At 64.7% G+C, this 23075-nt stretch carries 22 protein-coding genes and 1 pseudogene; 10 read left to right on the top strand and 13 right to left on the bottom strand.

All coding sequences use genetic code 11. The features are described from left to right. Positions 1-138 precede the first annotated feature (138 nt). Complete coding sequence (locus BF95_RS09815; RefSeq protein ID WP_043151188.1) at positions 139-555, top strand: EF-hand domain-containing protein; 417 nt, start codon at positions 139-141, stop codon at positions 553-555. A 119-nt stretch (positions 556-674) separates the two neighbouring features. On the opposite strand, the gene BF95_RS09810 is transcribed toward BF95_RS09815, so the two are convergent. Further along, positions 675-863 (bottom strand): hypothetical protein, encoded by a 189-nt coding sequence (locus tag BF95_RS09810; protein WP_152542637.1) that lies wholly within the window; start codon positions 861-863, stop codon positions 675-677. A 223-nt stretch (positions 864-1086) separates the two neighbouring features. Here BF95_RS09810 and BF95_RS09805 point away from each other — a divergent pair, with 223 nt between their 5' ends. The 7 genes and pseudogenes from BF95_RS09805 (at position 1087) to pyrF (ending at position 7281) form a co-directional block, all read left to right on the top strand. Further along, on the top strand, positions 1087-2232 hold the full coding sequence (locus BF95_RS09805; RefSeq protein WP_043151227.1) for a fumarylacetoacetate hydrolase family protein: 1146 nt from the start codon (positions 1087-1089) through the stop codon (positions 2230-2232). Further along, on the top strand, positions 2229-2987 hold the full coding sequence (locus BF95_RS09800; protein WP_043151183.1) for an SDR family NAD(P)-dependent oxidoreductase: 759 nt from the start codon (positions 2229-2231) through the stop codon (positions 2985-2987). The genes BF95_RS09805 and BF95_RS09800 overlap by 4 nt, the downstream gene beginning before the upstream one ends. A gap of 4 nt (positions 2988-2991) precedes the next feature. Then, positions 2992-3864, top strand: coding sequence for an SMP-30/gluconolactonase/LRE family protein (locus BF95_RS09795; RefSeq protein WP_043151226.1), 873 nt, complete (start codon positions 2992-2994; stop codon positions 3862-3864). Positions 3865-3882: 18 nt separating this feature from the next. Next, on the top strand, positions 3883-5295 hold the full coding sequence (locus BF95_RS09790; RefSeq protein WP_043151182.1) for a sugar porter family MFS transporter: 1413 nt from the start codon (positions 3883-3885) through the stop codon (positions 5293-5295). A 17-nt stretch (positions 5296-5312) separates the two neighbouring features. Next, a complete protein-coding gene (locus BF95_RS09785; RefSeq protein WP_043151181.1) occupies positions 5313-6185 on the top strand; it encodes an aldose 1-epimerase in 873 nt (290 codons plus the stop codon). 33 nt (positions 6186-6218) lie between these two features. Further along, positions 6219-6611 carry a lipopolysaccharide assembly protein LapA domain-containing protein gene (locus BF95_RS09780; protein WP_043151179.1) on the top strand — a complete coding sequence of 131 codons (393 nt, stop codon included), beginning with the start codon at positions 6219-6221 and terminating at the stop codon, positions 6609-6611. Next, a pseudogene (gene pyrF, locus BF95_RS09775) lies at positions 6608-7281 on the top strand (orotidine-5'-phosphate decarboxylase). The gene BF95_RS09780 and the pseudogene pyrF overlap by 4 nt, the downstream one beginning before the upstream one ends. 166 nt (positions 7282-7447) lie before the next feature. On the opposite strand, the gene BF95_RS09770 reads toward pyrF, so the two are convergent. The 8 genes from BF95_RS09770 to BF95_RS09735 form a co-directional block, all read right to left on the bottom strand. After that, the gene (locus BF95_RS09770) at positions 7448-7936 is read right to left on the bottom strand and encodes a hypothetical protein (protein WP_043151177.1); all 489 of its coding nucleotides are present in this window, start codon (positions 7934-7936) and stop codon (positions 7448-7450) included. Positions 7937-8330: 394 nt separating this feature from the next. Beyond that, positions 8331-8747: an acyl-CoA thioesterase gene (locus BF95_RS09765; RefSeq protein WP_037480927.1), complete on the bottom strand. Its 417-nt coding sequence runs from the start codon at positions 8745-8747 to the stop codon at positions 8331-8333. A 148-nt stretch (positions 8748-8895) separates the two neighbouring features. Next, complete coding sequence (locus tag BF95_RS09760) at positions 8896-9549, bottom strand: outer membrane protein (protein WP_043151175.1); 654 nt, start codon at positions 9547-9549, stop codon at positions 8896-8898. Between the two features lie 170 nt (positions 9550-9719). Further along, positions 9720-11111: an L-serine ammonia-lyase gene (locus BF95_RS09755; RefSeq protein WP_043151173.1), complete on the bottom strand. Its 1392-nt coding sequence runs from the start codon at positions 11109-11111 to the stop codon at positions 9720-9722. A 3-nt stretch (positions 11112-11114) separates the two neighbouring features. Further along, a complete protein-coding gene (locus BF95_RS09750) occupies positions 11115-15290 on the bottom strand; it encodes a translocation/assembly module TamB domain-containing protein (RefSeq protein ID WP_043151172.1) in 4176 nt (1391 codons plus the stop codon). Further along, complete coding sequence (locus tag BF95_RS09745) at positions 15290-17356, bottom strand: autotransporter assembly complex protein TamA (RefSeq protein ID WP_081764117.1); 2067 nt, start codon at positions 17354-17356, stop codon at positions 15290-15292. Before BF95_RS09745 ends, BF95_RS09750 begins: the two co-directional genes overlap by 1 nt. Further along, positions 17353-17958: a DUF1465 family protein gene (locus BF95_RS09740; RefSeq protein WP_235209671.1), complete on the bottom strand. Its 606-nt coding sequence runs from the start codon at positions 17956-17958 to the stop codon at positions 17353-17355. Before BF95_RS09740 ends, BF95_RS09745 begins: the two co-directional genes overlap by 4 nt. Positions 17959-18068: 110 nt before the next feature. Beyond that, entirely contained in the window at positions 18069-18248 is a 180-nt protein-coding gene (locus BF95_RS09735; RefSeq protein WP_043151224.1) for a YdcH family protein, read from the bottom strand. Positions 18249-18434: 186 nt separating this feature from the next. Between BF95_RS09735 and BF95_RS26300 the strand changes: the two genes are divergently transcribed. Then, the gene (locus BF95_RS26300; RefSeq protein ID WP_069064823.1) at positions 18435-18593 is read left to right on the top strand and encodes a YdcH family protein; all 159 of its coding nucleotides are present in this window, start codon (positions 18435-18437) and stop codon (positions 18591-18593) included. A gap of 160 nt (positions 18594-18753) precedes the next feature. Here BF95_RS26300 and BF95_RS09725 read toward each other — a convergent pair whose 3' ends face one another. The 4 genes from BF95_RS09725 to BF95_RS09710 form a co-directional block, all read right to left on the bottom strand. Next, on the bottom strand, positions 18754-19119 hold the full coding sequence (locus BF95_RS09725; RefSeq protein WP_043151222.1) for a PilZ domain-containing protein: 366 nt from the start codon (positions 19117-19119) through the stop codon (positions 18754-18756). Positions 19120-19185: 66 nt separating this feature from the next. Then, complete coding sequence (gene dksA, locus BF95_RS09720; RefSeq protein ID WP_043151166.1) at positions 19186-19650, bottom strand: RNA polymerase-binding protein DksA; 465 nt, start codon at positions 19648-19650, stop codon at positions 19186-19188. A 553-nt stretch (positions 19651-20203) separates the two neighbouring features. Next, entirely contained in the window at positions 20204-21118 is a 915-nt protein-coding gene (locus tag BF95_RS09715) for a hypothetical protein (RefSeq protein ID WP_235209670.1), read from the bottom strand. A 68-nt stretch (positions 21119-21186) separates the two neighbouring features. Further along, on the bottom strand, positions 21187-21627 hold the full coding sequence (locus tag BF95_RS09710) for a host attachment family protein (RefSeq protein ID WP_043151165.1): 441 nt from the start codon (positions 21625-21627) through the stop codon (positions 21187-21189). 95 nt (positions 21628-21722) lie between these two features. Between BF95_RS09710 and serS the strand changes: the two genes are divergently transcribed. Then, complete coding sequence (gene serS / locus BF95_RS09705) at positions 21723-23000, top strand: serine--tRNA ligase (protein WP_043151163.1); 1278 nt, start codon at positions 21723-21725, stop codon at positions 22998-23000. Positions 23001-23075: the final 75 nt, after the last annotated feature.

Genomic DNA, 23075 nt, shown 5'->3' with positions numbered 1-23075 from the left:
CCATTTCCAAGATGAATGGGGCAACATGAATGGATATTCAGGAACAACGGGCTTGGTTCGTCTATTGATACAGCACTATTCATGCAGTGATGAAGTCAAACACAGGCTGCAGAAACGGATCGCACATAGGAGATCGTCATGATCCGCACATTTTTGTTCACCACGGCCTTGGCCGTTGCCGCGCCCGCCATGGCGCAACAGACGATGACGCCGGACGCGGCCACGCCGCAGACCGCGCCCATGACGCCGGTACAGCCCGAAACGACGACGCCCCAGCCCGCAACGCCAGCGAGCCCCGGCGCGGCCGTCGCGACGATCGTGGACACCGAATTTCCGGCCTATGACACCGACAGCGATGGCGCACTCAACCAGACCGAATTTTCGCGCTGGATGGTGGCGTTGAAGGCGCAGGAAACCAAGGCGACCGGGCAGACATTGCCGGCCGAACAAGTGACCGCCTGGGCGAATGGGGCCTTTACGACGGCCGATGTCGACAAGAATATGATGATCAGCAAGCCTGAACTCGTCACCTATTTAAGTGGTGGCGCAGGCTGAAGCTGACGAGCGTCTAGAATTTCCCGACCTGTCACGAAGGAAGGGAGACTATATCTGTCGGGTCGCACCGACGGCGGCATGGAGCGAAGGCCATGCCGCCATTTTTTTTTGTGTGCCGGTCAGGAGCGCTTTCGGGTGTAGAGCAATGCGGCCACGATCGCGGCCGAGCCGATCCCGACGGCAGCGCCGGTCCAGGCCGTTTTGCTCATCGACCGGCGGGCGGCGCTCGCCATATCGAGAGTCGTTGGCCCATCGTCCGCTGGCGCGGCCGGCGGACGATTGTCTGCACCATCATGGGGTGCGCTCATGTCTGAGTTATCCATAGTCCGACGGTTTATGGCAAAGTCCAGGACCAAGGGGAAGATGGCAGATGGCTGACCCGCCGCCCGCCACGCATTTTCCGCATAAGGGCCGATACTGCCCGCTCTGGTGACAAGGGTGGCCGAAGAATCGCCACGAGCCCCCTTGACTTCGCCTCCGCAATTATGTTGGTAGCGCTATCAATCAAGAGTTGTTGTTTAGGAGTAGATGATGCCGGGGGACTTTGCCTTGCTCGACGCCCTGCCCGCCGACTGGCGCGAGGGCCGCTTTCTTGGTCGCGTGCTGACCGCCGCCGGTCCCAGCCCCATCCTGGTCGATCAAGGCGTGGTGTACGACATGAGCCAGGTCGCGCCGACCGTGGCCCAGTTGGTCGAGATGCTGCCGGTCGATGCCCGCGACGGCGACGTCCTGGGACCGCTCGACGCGCTGACCTTACCCCTGCTCAGCCCCGTCGATCTGCAATGCGTCAAGGCGGCGGGCGTGACCTTTGCCCTGTCGGCGATCGAGCGCGTGATCGAAGAACGGGCGCGCGGTGATGCCAGCGCAGCTGCCGCCATTCGCGGACGGCTGGAAGAACGGGTCGGCGGATCGATCCGCGCCGTGGTGCCGGGATCGCCCGAAGCCGCCGCGCTCAAGACCGCGCTGATCGAGGACGATCTGTGGTCGCAATATCTGGAGGTCGCGATCGGCCCGGATGCGGAGGTCTTCACCAAGGCACCGGTACTGGCGACCGTGGGTGCAGGCGCGCAGATCGGCATCCGGTCCGATTCCACCTGGAACAATCCCGAGCCGGAAATCGTGCTGCTCGGCAACGCGTCCGGCAACGCCGTTGGCGCGACGCTGGGCAATGACGTCAATCTGCGCGATTTCGAAGGGCGATCGGCCCTGTTGCTGGGCAAGGCGAAGGACAATAATGCGTCCTGCGCGCTCGGCCCGCTCATCCGCCTGTTCGACGATGGCTTCACCATCGACGATGTCCGCAATGCCGAAGTCGCGCTGACCATCGACGGGCCGGAAGGCTATCGCCTGGAAGGCAGCAGCAGCATGAACCAGATCAGCCGCGATCCGCTGGACCTGATGCGCCAGACCATGTCCGAACATCAATATCCCGACGGTTTCGTGCTGTTCCTGGGCACTTTGTTCGCGCCGGTGCAGGACCGGGACGAGCCGGGCCGGGGCTTTACCCATAAGGTCGGCGATATCGTCGCCATTTCCACCCCGCGCCTTGGCAAGCTGGTGAACGAAGTCGTGACATCGAAGGATGCGGCCCCCTGGACCTATGGCCTGACCGCATTGATGACCAACCTGGCCGAACGTGGCCTGCTGCAGAGCGCCAAAGAGAAAGCCATCGCATGACCGCTGCCATCTACCCAAGCCTCGCAGGCAAGCGGGTGTTCATCAGTGGCGGCGGCAGCGGGATCGGCGAGGGGCTGGTCGAAGGCTTTGTCGCGCAGGGCGCGCATGTCGCTTTTTGCGACATTGCGGTGGCCGAGAGCGAAGCGCTGGTAGCGCGCCTCAGCGATGCGGCCTTCACGCCGATCTTTCATGCGATCGATCTGTGCGACATTGATGCCGTGCAGGCGATGATGGCGCAGGTCGAAGCGGACCTGGGCGGGATCGACATATTGATCAACAATGCCGCCAATGACGACCGCCATAGCATCGAGGACGTCACCCCGACCTATTGGGACGAGCGGATGGCGGTGAACCTGCGCCATTTGTTCTTCGCAGCGCAAGCCGCCGTTCCGGCGATGAAGCGGGCGGGCGGCGGCGTGATCCTGAATTTCGGGTCGATCAGCTGGCACCTCGCCTTGCCCGACCTGGTATTGTACCAGACCGCCAAGGCGGCGATCGAAGGGCTGACCCGCAGCCTGGCCCGCGACCTTGGCCGCGACAATATCCGCGTCAACACCATCATTCCCGGCAATGTGAAAACGCCGCGCCAGCTCAAATGGTACACGCCCGAAGGCGAAGCGGAGATCGTGGCGGCGCAATGCCTGGACGGGCGGATCATGCCGGTCGATGTCGCCGCTCTGGCGATGTTCCTGGCGTCGGACGATGCGCGCTATTGCACCGGCCATGATTATTTCATCGATGCCGGCTGGCGCTGAGACGATGGACGCGACTCCCCAGAGCGTGCTGAGCGTCGGCGCGACGCTGGGCGAAGGCCCGGTCTGGGTCGCGCGCGACGCCGCCTTGTGGTTCGTGGATATCAAGGGCCATTGCATCCACCGGTTCGACCCGGCGCTGACCGTGGCGCGCAGCTGGACAGCGCCGGGCCAGGTCGGATGGATCGTGCCGACCGATGACGGCCTGTTCGCGGTCGGTTTGCAATCGGGGATACACCGGTTCGACCCGGCCAGCGCCAGCTTCACGCTGTTGCACGCCCCCGAAGCGCATATGCCCGGCAACCGATTGAACGATGCGACGGTCGCGCCCGACGGCGCGCTGTGGCTGGGGTCGATGGACGATGCCGAGGCGGCTGACAGCGGTCACTTCTATCGCCTGCACAAGGGCGTTTGCGCCAATGCGGGATTGCCGCCGGTGTCGATCACCAACGGCCCTGCCCTCTCGCCCGATGGGCGGACGCTGTATCACACCGATACGCTGGGCCGGACAATCTGGCGCACCGCGCTGAGCGCCGACGGGGCGATCGGCGAGACCAGCCTGTTCACGACGATCGAAGATGGCGCGGGCTATCCCGATGGGCCGACGGTCGATGCCGAAGGCTGTGTGTGGACCGGGTTGTTCGGCGGCTGGGCCGTGCGGCGCTATGATCCGGCGGGGACGCTGATGCGGGAAATCCGCTTTCCGGTGGCCAACATCACCAAGATCGCGTTCGGCGGGGATGACCTGTCGGTCGCTTATGCGACGACCGCGCGCAAGGGACTGGACATGACAGCGTTGACAGAGCAGCCGCTTGCGGGTGATCTGTTCGCCTTCGACCCCGGCGTCGCAGGACTGCCGGGCCATGTCGCAACGATATAAGATTTGGGAGAATGACGGATGAATGAGGGGAGCGCCGAGAAGGTCAACATGGCCTTTATCGCAGCGATCGTCGCGGTGGCGACGATCGGCGGATTCATGTTCGGCTATGATTCGGGTGTCATCAACGGCACCCAAAAGGGGCTGGAAAGCGCTTTCGACCTTGGCAAGCTGGGCATCGGCGTCAATGTCGGCGCGATCCTGGTCGGGTCGTCCGTCGGCGCGTTCATGGCCGGGCGCATGGCCGACCTGATCGGGCGGCGCGGCGTCATGATGCTGGCGGCGGTGCTGTTCCTGGTCAGCGCCCTGCTGGCCGGTGCGGCAAGTTCCTCGGTCCTCTTCATCTTCGCGCGCATCATCGGCGGGCTGGGCGTCGGCGCGGCGAGCGTCATTTCGCCGGTCTATATTTCCGAAGTCACGCCAGCGGCGGTGCGCGGGCGGCTGTCGAGCATTCAGCAGGTCATGATCATCTCCGGCCTGACCGGCGCGTTCATCGCCAATTTCGTGCTGGCCCGCTATGCGGGCGGATCGACCGCGCCCTTGTGGCTCGACTTCCCGGCATGGCGCTGGATGTTCTGGTTGCAGGCGATTCCGGCCGCCATCTATCTCGTCGCTTTGCTCTTCATTCCTGAAAGCCCCCGCTATCTGGTCGCGCGCGGCCGGGATGCGGATGCGGAGGTGGTGCTGACGCGGCTGTTCGGCCCGCTGGAAGCGGCGCGCAAGGTCGCCGAAATCCGCGCCAGCCTGGCCGCCGATCATCACCGGCCCAAATTGTCCGACCTCATCGAAAAGACCAGCGGCAAGATTCGCCCGATCGTGTGGACGGGCATTGGCCTGGCAGTGTTCCAGCAGCTGGTCGGCATCAACGTCGTCTTCTATTATGGCGCGACTTTGTGGGAAGCGGTTGGGTTCTCCGAAGATAATGCGCTGCAGATCAACATCCTGTCGGGCGTGTTGTCGATTGCCGCGTGCCTTGGCGCGATCGCGCTGGTGGACAGGATCGGCCGCAAGCCGTTGCTGCTGATCGGCTCTGCGGGCATGGCGGTGACGCTGTCTGTCGTGGCCTATGCCTTCTCCACCGCCGTCACCGGCGCGGATGGCGCGGTGTCCCTGCCCGGCCATAACGGGTTGATGGCGCTGATCGCGGCGAACCTTTATGTGATCTTCTTCAACCTCAGCTGGGGTCCGATCATGTGGGTGATGCTGGGCGAGATGTTCCCGAACCAGATTCGCGGATCGGGCCTAGCCATTGCGGGCTTTGCCCAGTGGATCGCCAATGCGGCGATTTCGGTCAGCTTCCCCTCGCTGGCCGTCTCGCCGGGGTTGGTGTGGACCTATATGGGCTATGCCCTGTTCGCGGCGATCTCCTTCTTCTTCGTGCGCAAGATGGTGCATGAGACCAAGGGTCGCGAGCTAGAGGATATGGTCGGCTGAGCACCGAGACGATCCTGTTGCGGGCGGGAGGGCTGGAGGCAGCGCTCTCGCCCGCTGTCGGTGGGGCGCTGCGCTGGCTGGCGCTCGATGGCGTCGATGTTCTGCGGCGCGCGCCGGAGGAGAGCCGGGAGCCGCTGATGATGGCGAGCTTTCCGCTGGTGCCCTATGCCAATCGCATCGCGGATGGCCGGTTCCGCTTTGACGGGCAGGGCTATCAGCTGCCTCTTAACTTCGGCGATCATCCGCACAGCCTGCACGGCCATGGCTGGCAGAGCGAATGGGCGGTGACGGACCAGGCCGAAGATGCCGCGCAGTTGACGTTGGTGCATGCGGCCGATGCGCGCTGGCCATGGGCGTTCACGGCGCGGCAGCATATTGCGCTCAGCGCGGATGCGATTGCCCTGACGCTGGCGCTGACCAACGATGCCGCGGACGATGCGCCGGTCGGGCTGGGCTTCCACCCCTATTTTCCCGCCGATGCCGATACGCGCCTGCAGTTCGCGGCGCACAGCCTGTGGCTGTCCACCCCCGACATGCTGCCGGAGCGGTCGGTGCCTGCCGATAGCCTCGGCGACTGGTCGCAATTGGCGTCGGTGCGGGGCGAGAGCCTGATCGACAATGTCTATGGCGGCTGGGACGGTATGGCGACCGTCGTGCGCGGCGATGGGTTGCGCCTGACGCTGACGGCGACGGGCGCGGATTGGCTGCATGTCTATCGGCCGCCCGATATCGACGCCTTTTGCCTGGAGCCGGTCAGCCATATGCCCGACGCCCTGAACCGGGCCGATGGCTTGGCGATAGTGGCGCCGGGCGCGACGCACAGCCTTTCGATGCGGATCGAAATCGACAAAAGCGATCAGGCGCTTCCGAAATCCGCCAGGATCGCCTAAGCTGCATCGCAACAGCAGCATGAGGTAAAGCCGATGCAATTTTTGCGGACTGCCTTCTGGGTCGTCATCGCCGTCGCCCTCGCCTTCTTCTGCATGGCGAACTATGTCCCCGTGACGGTGCGCCTGTGGGGCGATTTGGTGATGGAAACCAAACTGCCGGTCCTGCTGATCGGCGCGTTTTTGCTGGGGGCGCTGCCCTTCTGGATCATGGCGCGCGCGACCCGCTGGCGCTTGCGGCGACGGTTGGACAGCACCGAACGGGCGCTGGCCGCGGTCACCACCCCGCCTGCCCCCCCAGCTTCGGCCGTCACCGTCGCACCGACGCCCCTCGCGCACTCGCCCATGTCCTCGACGCCACCCGTGGCCCAAGCGGCGGACCCGGTCGCTCCCCCGCCCTCTCCTCTTTCCCCCGCAGGACCAGCATGAGCAGCCCCATCTATGTCGCCATCGACACGCCCGATCTCGCCAAAGCGCAGCATCTGGCCGGGCAGGTGCGCCATCATGTCGGCGGGCTGAAACTGGGCCTCGAATTTTTCTGCGCCCATGGCCATCATGGCGTGCTGGAAATGATGAAGTTCGACCTGCCGATCTTCCTCGACCTCAAGCTGCACGACATTCCCAATACGGTCGCCAAGGCGGTGCAGGCGCTGCACCTGCTGGAACCGGCGATCCTGACCGTCCATGCGGCGGGGGGCCGTGCGATGCTGGAGGACGCCAAGGCGGCGGCGGGCGTCAATACCAAGGTGGTGGCGGTGACCGTGCTGACCAGCCTGGACGATGGCGACCTGCTCGATATCGGTGTCGGCGGGAAGGCCGAGGATCAGGTGCGGCGGCTCGCCGATCTGGCGCAGAGCGCCGGGCTGGACGGCATCGTCTGTTCGGGCGAGGAAGTCGCGATGGCCAAGGCCGCGTGGCGCGACGCTTTTTCGTGGTGCCGGGCGTGCGGCCCGCTGGCGGCGCGATGGGCGACCAGAAACGCGCCGTGACCCCGCGTCAGGCGTTGGATCGCGGCGCGTCCATATTGGTGGTGGGGCGGCCGATCAGCCTGGCCGAAGACCCCGATATGGCGGCGCGCGCGATCGAAGCGACACTGTAGGGTTCAACAGAGGCACGTGGCTCTGTTGAAGGGGACCGCTAAGTGGTGGAGGGGTGTCACCCTATCGAGAGCGGGACACCCCTCCGTCAGGGCTTCGCCCTGCCACCTCCCCTGCCAGGGGAGGATGACTAAAGCGGCCATTCTCGGCTGTTCATTCGTTGTAAGGTCAGCCAGAAAGGCGGACGCTCTTGCGACCTTCGATAAGTCTATCCCTTGCTCGGCGGAGCAGGTCGTCTGAGGGGGCATCTGCGATCTCATTGTCGAGCCATGAAAAGTCCGCAGCGAACATTGCAGCTGCCTCATTAGGCGCATACTCAAGAATGTCTTTTCCGGCGATTAGAGCATTCACCGCTAGATCGCCCGGATAAAGGTCGCATTCAGCGGAAGGATAAAGTGCCACGAATTCAGCTATAGGCGCGGCAAGCCACCGTAATCCAAGACGCTGTCCGACGAGCATACGACATTGTCCGCAGGATAGTGTTTTGAGTGGCTGTTCCCACGCGACTGCCACCCTATCTTCAAGCCCTGAAGACTCGCGCGATAAGGCCCGCAGTTTCGACTTGTCGCCCGTCAATTCGAGCAGCGTTTCGTCGGGCAACGTCGCCCGAGGAAGAAAATCAAGCAGAGGAGCAGAACCGAGCGCGGTGTCTATCATGGGGAGAACCTGCTTGTTCTAAATAAATCCGTCAATCAATGTCTGGCTTGCCACAAGTGCGACGCTAATCGGCTGTCGAGTATCCACCCCTTGCCGTCATGCCGGGCTTGACCCGGCATCTATTGGCTCGACGGTATGGTGCTATTGAGAGGTTGAGGCTCATGGACCCCGGATCAAGCCCGTCCTGAGCCTGTCGAAGGGTCCGGGGTGACGGTCTTTGTTGGGGGCCGTCGTTTACCCATCCTCATCGTCGTATAGGGAACATCATCGCTGCGTCGCGTAGGGGCGATGTTGGGAGATGGGTTCCCGCTTTCGCGGGAATGACGGGGGGGAGTGTGGGGAATGACGGAGGGGAGTGGATCGCCGCCGTTTCGCTTTCCCCCGACACCCGCGCCTATTGCGTGGCTTTTTCGTCGGGGGCGAAGAAGTGGTCGATGACGTCGCGGGTCAGTCGCGCGGGGCGCAGGCTGCTGGCGTCTATGCAGCACCAGCTGGATTTGACTTCGGCCAGCACCTCTTCACCGCGACGGATGATGGTTTCGTAGAAGGCGCGCGCGCCCTGCACCTTTTCCAGCAGGACGGTGGCGATCACGTCGTCGTCGAGGAAGGTGGGCTTGCGATAGGTGATTTCATGCTTGAGCGCGACCCACAGGTGCCCGGCAACAGCCTCCGACGGGGCCAGGGCGCGCCAATGGTCCAGCACCGCTTCCTGCACCCATTTGAGGTAGCTGGCATTGTTGACATGACCCATGAAGTCGATGTCGGCGGCATCGATGCCGATGGGATATTGATGGGGAATCGCGTTACTCACAATGATGTCAATATCATTGTCGCGGCCATTCCGATAGGGGCTTTTGGCTGATTGCGCGCCTGTTCGCGCGGAAAATGGAAAGTCGATAAGCCCCAAAATAGGAGGGGCCGGTCGGTGGACCGGCCCCTCCCCGCAGATTACCAGCAGATTAGAAGCGCCAGCCGACGCTGGCGACGACCTGATGCCGGTCGGTGTCGATGCCGAAATCTTCGGTGGTCGCGCCATTGGCGAACTCGATATTGGCGTCGCTATATTTGGAATAGCGATATTCCACCTTTGCGAAGGTGTTGGTGTTGATCGCGCGTTCCACGCCGCCACCAATGCGCCAGCCGTCCAACTTGAACGCGGTGTCGGTGGTTTCGTTGGTGTTGCCCGCCAGCACGTTGAGCTTGCTGTTGGTATAGCCGCCCTTCACGTAAACGAGCGTCGAGGGATTGGCGAGGATACCCGCGCGCGCGCCGACATAGAGGTCACGGCCCTGGCTGACGCGGCCGAAACCGAACTGGTCGGTGGGATCGCGACGATCGGACTTGGCGGTCGAATCGGTCCATTCGCCTTCGACGCCGACGACGGCGCTGCCGAGGTTCACGTCATAGCCTGCGCCGATGCCGTAAAGCAGACCGTCGATCGACTGGTCGTCGCTGTCATTGTTATTGTCCACATCGCTGCCGGCACCGACATGATCATAGCCCAGGATCGCTTCGACGCGGGGACCGGTAAAGGTCGGGCCGACATTCTGGGCCATGGCGGGGGCGGCGACTGCGGCGCTGCCGAGAAGGGTTGCGACCATCAACTTACGCATATTCTAAACTCCATTGTCATCCCCTGTAGGGGAGAGACGCTGAAAGCCGCGAAGAGCCGTAAGTTTCATGAACCTAAGATAAACAAGGACTTATGTTGCAGATATGACACAAATACTGTCGTTTCATCGCAGATTTGACGGCGCAAAGCGACGAGTGGAAGGGAACCGCTTCAGCACTCCACGACGTTGACGGCCAACCCGCCAAGCGAGGTTTCCTTGTAGCGGCTGGCCATATCTTCGCCGGTCTGGCGCATCGTTTCGATGACGGCATCGAGGCTGACGATATGATGGCCATCGCCCTGCAGCGCGAGATAGGCGGCGTTGATCGCCTTGACCGCGCCCATGGTGTTGCGTTCGATGCAGGGGATCTGGACGAGGCCGCCGATCGGATCGCAGGTGAGGCCGAGATTATGTTCCATGCCGATTTCGGCGGCATTTTCGACCTGGCCGTTGGTGCCGCCCAAGACGGCGGCAAGGCCAGCGGCGGCCATGGAGCAGGCGACGCCGACTTCGCCCTGGCACCCCATTTCGGCGGCGGAGATGGAGGCGCGCTTCTTGTAGAGGAAGCCGATGGCGGCGGCGGTGAGCAGGAAGCGGCGCTCGCCATCACGATCCGCGCCGGGGACGAAGCGGCGATAATAATGCAGCACCGCCGGGATGACACCCGCCGCGCCATTGGTGGGCGCGGTGACGACGCGGCCACCGGCGGCATTTTCCTCATTCACCGCCAGCGCGAACAGGCTGACCCATTCGAAAATCTGTGCCGGGCCAAGCGCATCCTGTTGCAGGCGCAGCCGCTGATGAATGGCGCGGGCGCGGCGGCGGACCTTGAGGCCGCCGGGGAGTAGCCCCTCCTGCTGGAGGCCGCGGTCGATCGAGGCGCTCATGGCGTCGATCACGCTGTCGAGGAAGGCGTCGGTTTCCGCCTGGGTGCGCCACGCGCCTTCGTTGCGCAGGACGAGGGTGGCGATGGAGAGGCCGGTCGCCTCGCCCTGCGCCAGAATCTCCGCGCCCGACGAGAAGGGATAGGGCTGGACGACATTATGGCCGAGCGCGGCGTCGTCGGTGACGCGATCGCCGGGCAGCACCGCGCCGCCGCCGATCGAATAATAGTCGCGCACCAGCGGTTCGCTGTGGCCGTCGAGCCAGGCGGTGAAGCGCATGCCATTGCTATGCGCTTCGAGAAAGTCGCCCATGTGGAAGATGAGGTCGCGCGCTTCCTCGAACGCGATCCATTGGTCGTGGGCGCTGCCCGCGCGGATGCGGCCATCGGTGCGGATAGCGGCGAGGATGGCGGGGATGGTGTCGGGGTCGGTGCCTTCGGGGCTATAGCCCGACAGGCCGAGCAGGATCGCCGTGTCGGTGGCATGGCCCCGGCCGGTCAGCGCGAGCGAGCCATAGAGATCGCACGACACCCGTACTGGCTGCGCGGGGAGAGAGTCCATGAACAAGAGCGCGGCGCGCATCGGGCCGACGGTGTGCGAGCTGGATGGACCGATGCCGATGGTGAACAGGTCCATCACGCTGATCGCAGCGGCGGCGTCGATGCGGGACTTGGTCATGGCTTAGTAATCCCGCGACACGCGGACGTTGGCGCTCTGGCGGCCGAGCGTCGAGATGGCCCCCAATAGCGAGAGCCAGCGCGTGACCTGATATTCGATACGGGTGGCGGAATAGCCCTGCCCGTCGGTGATCAACTCGACATAGGTTTTGCGGGTGAGATATTTGCCCGCCGCGATCGACGTCCCCTGCCCCTGGGTCGGATCGGCGGCGATGATGCGCAGCCGGTCCAGCCCCGCCGCCTTGCGCACGGCGTTGATCGGGTCGAGCCCGCCACCGCCCTGCAGCGAGCCGACCGCCGAGGCGAGTTGCAGCGCTTCGGGCGCGGACAGGTTGGTGATCGATGTGCCGAACAGGATGCGCGAAAGCAGTTCGTCCTGCGGCAGCGCGGGAATGCTGTTGAAGCTGATGTCGGGCTTGAGGCCGGTGCCGCCGACATGGATGGTGGCGGTCAGGTCGCTGACATCGGCGACGGCATCAATGTCGAGTGTCGGGTTGATGGGCGTCTTGCCATCGAACTGGATGCGGCCTTCGCGCAGTTCAAAACGGCGGCCGGCAAATTCATAATTCCCGCGCACCAATTCGGCGCGCCCGGCGATGGCGGGATTGGTGACGGTGCCGCCAAGGTCGAGATCGGCGCGCCATTCGCTGTCGAGGCCAAGGCCGGTGACGGTCAGGCGGTTGCGCGCGCGCGCCTTGATCGCCAGCGCCCAGGGGACGTTGGTGCGCGGCGTGTCGATCTCTTCCCCGCGCCGGTTGATTTCAACGACGCGCAATTCGGGGATGGCAGCGACGGCGGCGGCACGGCCCAGCGTGAAGCGGCTTTTGTTGAGGATGACATCGCCGCCGATCGTCCCGCCCGTGCCGTCGGATCGCAGGGTGATGGGACCGGTGACGGTCGCGGCGATATCGTCGCGTTCCAGCAGCGCGGCATTGTCCGCCTGCATCGCCAGGTCCATGCCGACGCCCGCTATGCCGTTGAAGGTGAAGCGGCCGGTACCGGTGACCGAGCCGCCATTTTGCGACGCGCCGGTGAAGCTGGAAATGACGAGTTGCGCGCCGGAGAAGCGCCCGCGCGCCTTGACATTGGCCAGCCGCATGCCGGTGACCGGGCTGTTGATCGTGCTGTTATCGGTAGCGAAAGTGCCGGTGATGCGGGGATCGCCGAGCGTGCCACGCATGTCCGCCGACACATTGACCGGCCCACCCATGTCGACAATCTCCACCCCGGTCAGCCGCCACAGCGTGTCGGCCGCGCCGGCATAGCGAAGCTGCGCGAACAGCGGCGCGGCGTTCAGCCGTTCGACAAGGCCGCCGGTGCGGCCGAGCGGGCTGAGCAAGGCCTGGCCCCGGCCGATCGTCTTGCCATCGGCGACGAACACCATGCGGGTGGCGAGCCGGTCGGCCCCCAGCGTCGCATTGACGCCGACGTCAACCGGACGCGAACTGAGCGACAGGCCGGAGCGCGACAGGCCACGCACGCGCAGTTCCGCCGTGCCGGTGGGCAGGCCGCCGCGTGGTTGCGCATAGCTGAGCGAGCCGGTGGCGATACCGCCCAGCCCCAGATTGTCATAGGCGATGTCGAGCAGCCCCAACGGCAGCTTGTCCATGCGCGCCTCGACATGGTTGGACGTCGCCCCCAGTTCCCCGCCCAGTTGCAGCGATCCGCCCGCATAGCTGATCGTCGCAGGGGACAGGCGCCAGCCATCGTCGGTGCGGGTCAGCAGCGCCGCGCGGGTCAGGCGGATCGGGCGTTTGTCGATCGTGCCGCCAGCGGTGATGCGGATACGATCGGCATCGACCTGCGCCTCCCCCTGCAGTTCGAACAGGCGGCCGCGCTGGCCCGACAGGCTGCCCCGGATGGTGCCACGCCCATCGACCAGATCGGCATTGGCGGCGAAACGGCCGACCAGCACGCCGCCGACGCGCAGCCCGCGCGCCTGGGCCGTCGCCTTGAGCGTGGTGCCCGACGGATCGAGCAGGATGGTCGCATCGAGCGTGCCGCGCCGCACCGTGATGATCGTCGGCCCGTCGAAACTGGCGCCGTTCGCGGTCAGCTTGAGCTGGACTTGCTGGATGTCGTCCACTGGCTTGAAGCCGACATAGCCGGTGACGGGACCGCTGACCGCCAGCTGGCCATCGAGACCGCCGGTGACCGGGCGAATGTCGCCGCTGGCGGTGACGCCCGACACGGCGAGATTGGCGACCCGCACGACCGCCTGCCCGCCCTGGGGCAGCAGGATGACGCCGCGCCCGGTGAATGGGCCGAGCGTCGATCCGCCTTCCGCCGTGTAGCTATAGCCATTGGCGTCGGGGATGAGGTGCGCGTGGACATCACGCAGGCCAAGCGCATCCATGGGCCGGGCGAGCATCAGGTCGATCGTCGGCCGTTCGATATTGCCGTCGAGCGTCAGGGTGAGCGGACCATATTGATCATGCTGCCCCTTGCCCTCCAGATGGAGGGTGCCGTCGCGAAAGCGCACCCCATTGCCCGCGAGCGTCAGCAGCGGCGCGGCCAGGCGCATGTTGGTGAGCGCCAGCGTGCCGTCGGGCCGCAATGCCAGGTCGCTGCGCGCTGTGGGCAGACCGCCGCCCAATGTGCGCAGGAAATCATTGTCGAGCCGCCGCACCCGCGCCGCCGCGCTGCCGCTGAGGCCAAAGCCGCCATCGGCGCGCGGCATGGCGCGCAGTTTGGAGGTGACATCGACCACCCCGAAGCCCCGGATCGCGAGGCCCACAATCTGGCCATCCAGGCCCATATCATAGCGGCCGGTCTTGAGATCAGCGAGGACGGTCAGCTTGCCGCGCAGCTTGTCGGAACGCAGGTCCATCGGGTTGCTGACGATCTGCTGCCCGTTGAGCTGCAACACGCCATCGAGCGCGAAATTGCGCACGATGCCCTCCACCAGATCGCCCTGCCCGTCCAGGCGGCCCGCGCGCAGGCGCAAAGGGATCAAAGTCGGGCCGGACCCAGCGGTGCGGCCCTTCCCCTCAGCGCGCACATCGCTGATGCGGGCCTTGTCGAACGTCAGTTCGCGCGCGGTGAGCAGATATTCATAGCCAAGCTGCGACAGCGGGCCATCGAGGCGGATCTTGGCGACGACATCGCGCCCGCGCATGGTCTTCAGCAACGCTTCGGGCCGGGCGAGTGTGAGGTCGAGCCGCATATTGTCGAGCGCATTGTTGCGCAGGTCGATCGCACCGTCAGCGCTGAGGTCGATCGCGGCGGAGCGCAGCGATGCCGTGCCGTCGATCACCCGATCGACCAAGGTGCCATTGGCGCGCACGGTCAGGCGGGGGGATGACAGGCGCTGGATCAAGCTGCCCCCGGCGATGGCCGACCCCTCGACCGTGCCGCGCGCCGAATAGGCCCCGCTACGCGCCGCAAGAACGAAGTCGGCGGCGGGCGCAGCATCCAGCGTGGCGGCCAGGCGACCGTCCCACTGGGTCCAACTGCCCTTGCCGCCGATGCGCAACGTGCCGTCCTGCGTGAGGCCCGCCATCGTTGCGAGCACGCCGCCCTGGGGCGCGTTGACGGTGACGTCGAGGCGGAAGCGATCATCGTCCGGGCGGCTGTCGAGCGCGATGCTGAGCGCGTCGCGGCCATCGAGGGTACGCGCCGCGAGATCGATGACCGCGCGGCCGCCGCGAATATCGGCGTCGCCCGCGATGGTCGCGGTCTGGGCACGGCCGGTGACGCCCGGCGCGATCGCAAGCTGCCCGACCGAAAATTGCATCAGACGAATATCGAATGCGGGCAAGATCGGTCCCTGCCGCTGGGTCGGATTGAGTTTGGGCAATTTGTGCAGCGTCGCGCGCGGGATCACCAGCCGGTCGATGTCGAGCCGGTTGGACAGCCAGGCCAAGGGCCACCATTCCAGTTCGACCCTGGGCGCGTCGAAAAAGCGGCCATTGGGGTCCGACAGAACGAGATTATGCAGGACCGCCTTGCGATAGATGCTGCCATCGATCCGGTCGACGCTGATCTGCAGGCCCGACCGGGATTTGATGGTGGCGATGCGGGACACGAGGAAGCGATGCCCAGCCCCGGTGTCGAGCCAGGCGACCGACCCGGCCACGATCAGCAGCGCCGCCGCCAGCAAACCCGCGACCCAGCGTTGCCAGCGCCCGTCCCAGGCGCGGCGACGGATCGTCGGGGCGGCGGGGGTTTCGTCGGTCATCAGAAGGCCTGGCCCAGCGAGACATAGACGGCGATCTTGGGATCACCCGATTGCGGGTTGATGGGCGTGCCGACATCGACGCGGATCGGGCCAAAATTGCTGTAATAGCGCAAACCAAGCCCGGTGCCGATGCGCAGGTCGCGGAAGCGCGGCAGGAAGCTCGTTGAGATATTGCCCGCGTCGATGAACGGCACGACGCCGAAATTCCCGAAGCGCACCCGCGCCTCCAGCGAAAATTCCGCCAGGCTCTTGCCGCCCACGGGGTTGTCATCCTCGCCAAAGCGCGGGCCGATCGCCTGATAGCCATAGCCGCGCACCGATGCGCCGCCGCCCGCGTAGAAGCGGCGCGACGGCGCGATCTGTTCGACCGTCGAACCAAGGATGCTGCCGAAGCGGGCGCGGGCGGCGACCACCAGCTTGTCGCCCATCGGCTGATAGAGGCTGCCGTCGAGCTGCACCTTGGCATAGCCGAAGGTCTCGTTCTGGAAGGAGAGTTCGGGGCTGAGCCGCCCGCCGAGGCGAAAGCCCCTGGTCGGGTTGAGCAGGTCGTCGCTGCCGTCATAGGTGAGGCTGAGCGGCACTGCGCCGATCAGGAAGGTGCGGCGCGCGCCGCCGGAAAAGGCATCCGCTTCGTCCGACGCGATCAATTCCGCGCCGACCCGCCACACCCAATTTTTCTGGAACAGGATGTTGGTCGTCCGTTCCAGCGCGCCCGCCAACGTGACGGTGCGGGCGTCATAGGCGTCGCGCCGGATATTGCTGACCGACAACAGGCCGGTCAGCACATTGTCGCGGCGGCGGAAATTATTGCGGCGATAGGTGAAGGAGGCGGTCTGTTCCTGCGTACCGATGACGCCGCGCACCGTGACCGCGCCTTCGGGCGGGAAGAAGTTGCGATGCTGCCAGCTGACCTCGGCGCGATAGCCCTCGCCCGTGCCATAGCCCAGTTCCCCCGCGATGGTGCGCAGCGGCGCTGGCCGGACATCGAGCGCGAGATCGACATGGTCACCATCGCCCGCATCGGTCGGCGTCAACGTCACCGATGACACAAGGCCGGTCGCGACGATGGCGCGGCGCAGATCCTCGACATCGGAGGCCATATAGGGGTCGCCGGGATCAAAGCGGGCGATATTCTGGACATGGCGCGCGCTGAACAGCTCCGCATTGCTCAGGCGGATCGCGCCGAAGGTGCGGTAGCCGCCGGGCGTGACGATGAGGTCGAGATCGCCCTGCCGTTCCTCATGGTCGATCCGCACTTCGGGTTCGTCCACCCTGGCGAAGGGATAACCGCTTTCGGACAGGGCGGTGGCGAGCGCGTCGCGCGCTTCGAGGATCTTGTCGGCATCGACCGGATCGCCGACCTTGGGCGGGAAAGCCGCGCGCAACGTCGGTTCGCGGGTGCCGGTCTCCGTCAGGCCGGCCACATCCACCGAGGCGAGCAGATATTGCGTGCCGGGCGTGATGGCGAACCGCACGGCGAGCCGGTCGCTGCCCGCGGGCGGGGCGGAAACAGCGCCGCGGATGCGCGCGGCATAATAGCCCTTGGCACGCAGCAGCCGATCCAGCAGATCGCTGTCCTCCTTGATGCGGCGGTTGATCTGGGCGAGGTTGGCGGCCTTATTCTCCCCCTGCCGCAGGACCGACAGTTCATCGAAGCGCAGCTTGAACTGGGCGTCGGTGATGGCGTCGATGCCATCCAGCGCCACGGTATAGCGCCGCTCCTCGCCGATTTCGGTAAAGGCCGCGACGGCTTCGACCGGTTCCGCGTCGGGGGCGATGATCGTGCCGGGCGTTTCGGGCGCGGCCGTCTGCACATCGGCGGGGTCTGCGGGCAGTGGCGTCACGCTATCGGCCTGGCCAAGGTCGGGCCAGTCAAGGCCGATGTCGGGCATGGCGTCGAGTTGGGTGTCGACATCGACCGTCGCGCCCTCAGAGGCGGTAGGCGGTGGCGACACGTCCTGCGCCCACGCGGCGCACGGGGCGGCGAGCAGCAGTGGCGCAAGAAGGAGCCGGGCGGCTTGCGGGCGGCCGGCAAGGCGGCGTCGGGTCCGCAAACCATGGGTCATCGCGCGGGTCTAGACCAGATGCGGGCATCAGCGCCAGTCCCATAGCGGCGATAAATCGGGGGCTCGTCGCGATTTGCTGCGAATTGCGCCGGGCAGCGGCCGGGTGGGCGCGATGCCGATGCTTCAAAAGGCGGTGTGGAGCCGATCCTGCAAGGCGCGCGCGGGTTTGCCACCGGCATGGCGAGGGAGATGGTCATCCGATCCAGCCGATCCTGCAATCGGGCCACCCGGTCATAAAGTTCATGGCTGGCGTCGATCAGCGCGCGTGCGGCGAAGGGGAAGCCGGCGATGAGCAAGGGATCGCTCTGACTGGCGTGGCCCAGCCGATATTTCTCATCCGACAGATCGACATCGCCAATCTCGCCCCGCTGCCATGCGCGCTGGCTGAGCAGCCAGGCGATGACGTGCATCAGCCGCGTCGTGACCTTGAGCGATTCGCAAGCGAAGGCGACCCGGCGAAGCGGATCGTCCAACCCGTCTTCCTTGACGCCGTCACCATCGAAATAGGTTCGTGCCTCGTCAGCCATCAGCATGGCTTCGAGATAGAGGCCGTCCACCAGACCCCGATGCAGGCCGCGATCAAGAGAGATTGCACTGGGCATGCGTGGACAATGGCATGAATTTACCATCTTGTCAGGTCCGACATCATGCCTGGGTCGGCATAGTGTCCCATTTGTGATCGATTTGGCGCAGATGACCCAAAATTGGTCGGTCAGGCGATGATGTCGGGCACCAGTTCGTCTTCCAACTGAGCGATTTCGTCGCGCAGCCGCAATTTGCGCTTTTTCAGCCGGGCGATCTGCATCTGGTCGCCGCCGCCGCTATCGACCAGCGCAGCGATAGCCGTGTCGAGATCGCGATGCTCGACCCGCAACAGCTCCAGTCGGCGCATGATGTCTTCCCGGCTCACAGCGCTCCTTTACGTTCATCCATGGCAGATGGCCAACTGATAGCGACGGGACGCCATACGGGCCATCGCAAATTTTCGGGCGACCGTCGCAAAGCCCCAATCGACGCGAGACAAGGCGGGCGAATCATGATTTACTTCTACGTCCATCACCCTCGTAAGGAGAATGTCATGGAGAACAGCCATATTTCCGCTCTTTCGGCAAAGCATGCCGGTCTTGATGCCCGAATCAAGGCCGAAACAAGTCGGCCCATGCCCGACGCCACGCTGGTGGCTTCGCTCAAAAAGCAGAAATTGCGGCTGAAAGAGGAGATGTCGGCCAAGCATTGAGCCGCATCTTGCACCAGGGAGGAGGTCGGCATCCGGCGGCACAGACCGTCGATCCGGCCTTGTCCTGGCGCGACAAGTGGATGAGTCGTTCCGCGTGCTTTAAGAGCCGAAGGCTTGTCGCATCAGATTTAAGACCAATAGGAAAGTCGGCCGCGCGCTTTCAGCGGCGGAGCGAGGGGTAGGTCCGAAGATAATCGGGCAAGCCCTGTTGGTTGCTGGTCGACACCGGCTTGCGCGCCAGTTGCGGATCGATCGGTGTGTCGAACGCGATGCCGATTTTTTCGCCCCGCGACCAGGCAACGACGCCGCTCACCTTGCCAACACCGCGCAGGTCGAATTCGATCCTGGCCCCGGCGGGCACGGCGCGTTCGCAATCGGCCATCAGCCCAGTGGCCGACAGGTTGCGGACGCGGGCCTTGCCCAGCGGTGCGCCTTCGGGCGTGGCGAAGCTGGTGAGCAGGAACAGGCTATCGCGCGGCGCGGTGCGCGCCGGTCCCCGATCAGCCATGTTCCGTTCGTCGTCCATCATCCAACCTGCGCGTAAAATGTCAGTAGAATGCAGAAAGACTAGGCGCGAGGAATGGAAAAACCGTTAATCATCACGCGAAATCTTTTCCTGGCGCTCATGCCGTTCCTGCGCTTCGACCGTCATCGTCGCGATCGGCCGCGCTTCCAGACGCCCGAGCGAAATCGGTTCGCCGGTCACTTCGCAATAGCCATATTCGCCATCATCGATGCGGCGCAGCGCCGCGTCAATCTTGGAAATCAGCTTGCGCTGGCGGTCGCGGGTGCGCAATTCGATCGACCAGTCGGTCTCGCTCGATGCGCGATCGTTGAGGTCCGGTTCGCGCAGCGGTTCGTTCTGAAGAACCGCGAGCGTGCCTTCGGACTCGGTTAAAATCTGCTTCTTCCACGACCACAGCCGCTGGCGGAAATATTCCACCTGCACCGGATTCATAAACTCTTCGTCGGGGGAAGGACGATAGTCGGCGGGAAGCGTTACATTCGATTTGGGCGGTTTTTCACCGTCTTTATCGGAATTTAGGACCGATGCCATGTGGCTCTCCGACTCGCGTGGCCCCGGCGTTTGAACCCACCGGTCGCCCTTTACACTGCATTGATGGCGCTCATAGCCATCGGCTGGCAGCGACACAAGCGGCCATTCTGGCGACTTGCGCGCGATCGGGCGGATTTCTTGCGGAGGGGCGGCAGCACCCTGGCGGGCGGTTTGCGGGCAGCGCCCCGTCTTTACTTAGCCGCCAGCCGCCGTTCCATAGTGGGACGTTAACCATATCGCTTCGCAAAAGAATGAATTACCGCCCTTCCCGCAACTGCTATTGAGGGTTAACGGCGTTGCAGTTAACGCTTTATTTTGCGTTGTTGCAGATAGGGAATACCCGCCAGCCTGTTTTCTGGATTTGCCGGTCACAGGTGGGCAAGGTAACATAAAAGAAGATTGAACCTATGTCGGTACGGATGGCATTGGCTAAATTATGCGCCTGCACGTGCGGCGGCGCGATCATTGGCGGCGGTGCCGTCCATGTGGCCGAGAGCGCACGTCCCGCAGTGGTGCATAGCTCCAAGAGCACCAAGGCCGCGCCCAAGAAACGCTACGCCGTGCGGACGGTGAAGCGCAAGGTGGTGAAGACCGCCATGACGTGCGCGCCCCAGACGGTGACCGTTACCAGCCAGCAGGCCCCCATTCCCCTGCCCGCCCCCATTCCGATGGCACCGGCGCAAATGCCGATGATGTCGGGCGGCGGCGGCGCCGTGCCGGTCGTGATGGGCGGCAGCGGCGGATTTGGCGGCGGCGGGTTCGTTGGCGGCTTTTTCGGCGGTGGTGGCGGCGGCAGCGGCGGGGGATCGGTCGTGATCTCCTCGACCAGCAGTTCGACCGGCGGCATCAGCAGTTCGACCAGTTCGACCACTGGCGGCGTGTCGACGTCCACAGGCGGGGTATCCACCTCGACCTCCACCGGTGGTGTGTCGACCTCGACGGGTGGGGTATCGACCTCGACGGGTGGCGTATCGACGTCGACCGGCGGCGTGTCGACATCCAGCGGCAACGTGTCCACGTCGAGCGGCAATGTCTCGACATCCAGCGGGAATGTCTCGACCTCGTCGGGCGTCAGCAGCAGCTCGTCCTCGTCCAGTTCCAGCTCATCCTCTTCCTCGTCCTCCAGTTCCTCGTCCAGTTCGAGCGGCGGCAAGCCCGACAAGCCGGGTGATCCCAGTTCGACCGGCGGCAGCAGCGGCTCTTCGAGCAGCTCCTCGTCGGGCAGCTCTTCGTCCTCGGGTGGGTCGTCCAGCTTCGGCAGCACCGGCAGTTCGTCCTCCTCGACATCGTCCAGCAGCGCGTCGTCGAGCAGTTCGTCATCGAGCGGCGGTTCGAGCAGCACGGGCGGCACCGATGTGCCCGCGCCGCCGATGGTCCTGCTATTCGGTGCGGCCGCCGTGGCGCTGGTCGCGCGTCGCCGCTTTGCCGATCGCAAGGCGCAAAAGGCGGCCTGAGCGAGGCTTTTCAATATATCAAAAAGGGCGGCTTCCGATATCGGGAGCCGCCCTTTTTCGTTGGGGTCGGATCAGCGTCGGATCAATTGTCCGCGATGATCTTTTCGATGTCGGCGATCGGGTGGTTGACCAGATCCTTGGCGATTTCGCCGGCCAGACGGTCCTGCACTTCCTTGTGATAATGTTTGCGCATTTCGCCCAGCGTGCCGGGGGGCGCAACGATGATCAGCTTTTCAAAATCGTTGGCAAAGGCGCGATGCTTGAGGATGTCGGCGACCTGTGCGGCGAACCGGTCTTCCTCCAGATCGTGGAAATTGGTTTCCGACATGGCGCTGCGATGGCCACCGACCGAATTGAAAGCGCGGCCGGGCGTGTCCGTCCCCTGATCGCGGTCCGCCGGATTATCCTGCTTTTCGACCTGCTCGGTTTCAAGGTTCAAGATCGCGGCGTCGCCCTTGTTTCGGAAAAACAACATCTTGCGGCCGTCGGCTACCAGCACGAGCGCATCATGGTCTATTTGCATCGCCTCTTCCTTCTCTCTTTTTAAGGGATATGTGCCTAACGGATGACGGCGCACAGGGTTGCGTGGCTGGTCGCAGGGCGGCATAGGGCTGGCCCATGCACGACATCCGTTTCATCCGCGAAAATCCCGCTGCTTTCGACGCTGGCCTGGCCCGGCGCGGGCTGGCGCCCCTGTCCGCCGATATATTGGCGCTGGACGAGCAGAGCCGGGCAATCAAGACCCAGTTGCAGGTCGGTCAGGCCCACCGCAACGAGGCGAGCAAGCTGATCGGCCAGGCGATGGCGGCTGGCGACAAGGACAAAGCCGAGGCGCTGAAAGCCGAAGTGGCGGCGCTCAAGGACGGTACGCCTGCGCTGGAAGCGCAGGAGCGCGAGTTGGGCGACGCGCTGACGGCGATGCTGGCGGCGATCCCCAACCTGCCTGCCGATGATGTGCCCGAGGGCGCGGACGAGGCGGCCAATGTCGAGGTGAGCCGCTGGGGCACGCCGCGCGCGTTCGAGTTCGCGCCGCAGGACCATGCCGATTTCGGCCCGGCGCTGGGGCTGGATTTTGAGGGCGGCGCGAAGCTGTCGGGCGCGCGCTTTACCGCGTTGCGGGGCCAGATGGCGCGGCTGCATCGGGCGTTGGCGCAGTTTATGCTGGACACGCAGACCGGCGTGAACGGCTATGAAGAAACCAACCCGCCATTGCTGGTGCGCGACGAGGCGCTGTTCGGCACCGGGCAATTGCCGAAATTTGCCGAAGACCTGTTCCGCACGACGGATGGCCGCTGGCTGATCCCCACCGCCGAAGTGTCGCTCACCAATCTGGTGGCCGACCAGATCGTGCCGCTGGCCGAGCTGCCGGTGCGGCTGACCGCGCTGACCCCCTGTTTCCGGTCCGAAGCCGGGTCGGCCGGGCGCGATACGCGCGGGTTCATTCGCCAGCATCAGTTCGAGAAGGTCGAACTGGTCACCATCTGTGCGCCCGAAGAGTCCGAGGCCGAGCATGACCGCATGTGCGCGGCGGCGGAGGGCATCCTCCAGGCGCTTGCCCTGCCCTATCGCAAGATGCTGCTCTGCACCGGCGACATGGGCTTTGGCGCGCGCAAGACATGGGATCTGGAAGTCTGGCTGCCGAGCCAGGCGACCTATCGCGAGATCAGCTCCGTCTCCAACTGCGGCGACTTTCAGGCGCGGCGGATGAACGCGCGCTACAAGCCCGAAGGCGAGAAGCAGACGCGCTTCCTGCATACGCTGAACGGATCGGGACTGGCGGTCGGGCGGACGCTGGTGGCGGTGCTGGAAAATTATCAGCAGGCCGATGGCAGCGTGATCGTGCCGGAGGTGCTGTTGCCATATATGGGTGGGGTGACGGTGCTTACCCCGAAATAAGATTCCGTTCGGGCTGAACCTGTCGAAGCCCCGTTCTTTTCTTCAAGAAGGAATGCCCTTCGACAGGCTCAGGGC

The organism is Sphingobium sp. Ant17 (assembly GCF_000588875.1).
Lineage (GTDB): Bacteria > Pseudomonadota > Alphaproteobacteria > Sphingomonadales > Sphingomonadaceae > Sphingobium.
The sequence above is the reverse complement of the archived record's forward strand: the minus strand, read 5'-3'. Positions and strand labels throughout refer to the sequence as shown.

Bases quoted from the DNA above. Each gene is read 5' to 3' on its own strand.
- BF95_RS09815 (WP_043151188.1), top strand. From the start codon at position 139: ATGATCCGCACATTTTTGTTCACCACGGCCTTGGCCGTTGCCGCGCCC.
- BF95_RS09810 (WP_152542637.1), bottom strand. From the start codon at position 863: ATGAGCGCACCCCATGATGGTGCAGACAATCGTCCGCCGGCCGCGCCA.
- BF95_RS09805 (WP_043151227.1), top strand. From the start codon at position 1,087: ATGCCGGGGGACTTTGCCTTGCTCGACGCCCTGCCCGCCGACTGGCGC.
- BF95_RS09800 (WP_043151183.1), top strand. From the start codon at position 2,229: ATGACCGCTGCCATCTACCCAAGCCTCGCAGGCAAGCGGGTGTTCATC.
- BF95_RS09795 (WP_043151226.1), top strand. From the start codon at position 2,992: ATGGACGCGACTCCCCAGAGCGTGCTGAGCGTCGGCGCGACGCTGGGC.
- BF95_RS09790 (WP_043151182.1), top strand. From the start codon at position 3,883: ATGAATGAGGGGAGCGCCGAGAAGGTCAACATGGCCTTTATCGCAGCG.
- BF95_RS09780 (WP_043151179.1), top strand. From the start codon at position 6,219: ATGCAATTTTTGCGGACTGCCTTCTGGGTCGTCATCGCCGTCGCCCTC.
- BF95_RS09770 (WP_043151177.1), bottom strand. From the start codon at position 7,936: ATGATAGACACCGCGCTCGGTTCTGCTCCTCTGCTTGATTTTCTTCCT.
- BF95_RS09760 (WP_043151175.1), bottom strand. From the start codon at position 9,549: ATGCGTAAGTTGATGGTCGCAACCCTTCTCGGCAGCGCCGCAGTCGCC.
- BF95_RS09755 (WP_043151173.1), bottom strand. From the start codon at position 11,111: ATGACCAAGTCCCGCATCGACGCCGCCGCTGCGATCAGCGTGATGGAC.
- BF95_RS09750 (WP_043151172.1), bottom strand. From the start codon at position 15,290: ATGACCGACGAAACCCCCGCCGCCCCGACGATCCGTCGCCGCGCCTGG.
- BF95_RS09745 (WP_081764117.1), bottom strand. From the start codon at position 17,356: ATGACCCATGGTTTGCGGACCCGACGCCGCCTTGCCGGCCGCCCGCAA.
- BF95_RS09740 (WP_235209671.1), bottom strand. From the start codon at position 17,958: ATGCCCAGTGCAATCTCTCTTGATCGCGGCCTGCATCGGGGTCTGGTG.
- BF95_RS09735 (WP_043151224.1), bottom strand. From the start codon at position 18,248: ATGCGCCGACTGGAGCTGTTGCGGGTCGAGCATCGCGATCTCGACACG.
- BF95_RS26300 (WP_069064823.1), top strand. From the start codon at position 18,435: ATGGAGAACAGCCATATTTCCGCTCTTTCGGCAAAGCATGCCGGTCTT.
- BF95_RS09725 (WP_043151222.1), bottom strand. From the start codon at position 19,119: ATGGACGACGAACGGAACATGGCTGATCGGGGACCGGCGCGCACCGCG.
- dksA (WP_043151166.1), bottom strand. From the start codon at position 19,650: ATGGCATCGGTCCTAAATTCCGATAAAGACGGTGAAAAACCGCCCAAA.
- BF95_RS09710 (WP_043151165.1), bottom strand. From the start codon at position 21,627: ATGCAAATAGACCATGATGCGCTCGTGCTGGTAGCCGACGGCCGCAAG.
- serS (WP_043151163.1), top strand. From the start codon at position 21,723: ATGCACGACATCCGTTTCATCCGCGAAAATCCCGCTGCTTTCGACGCT.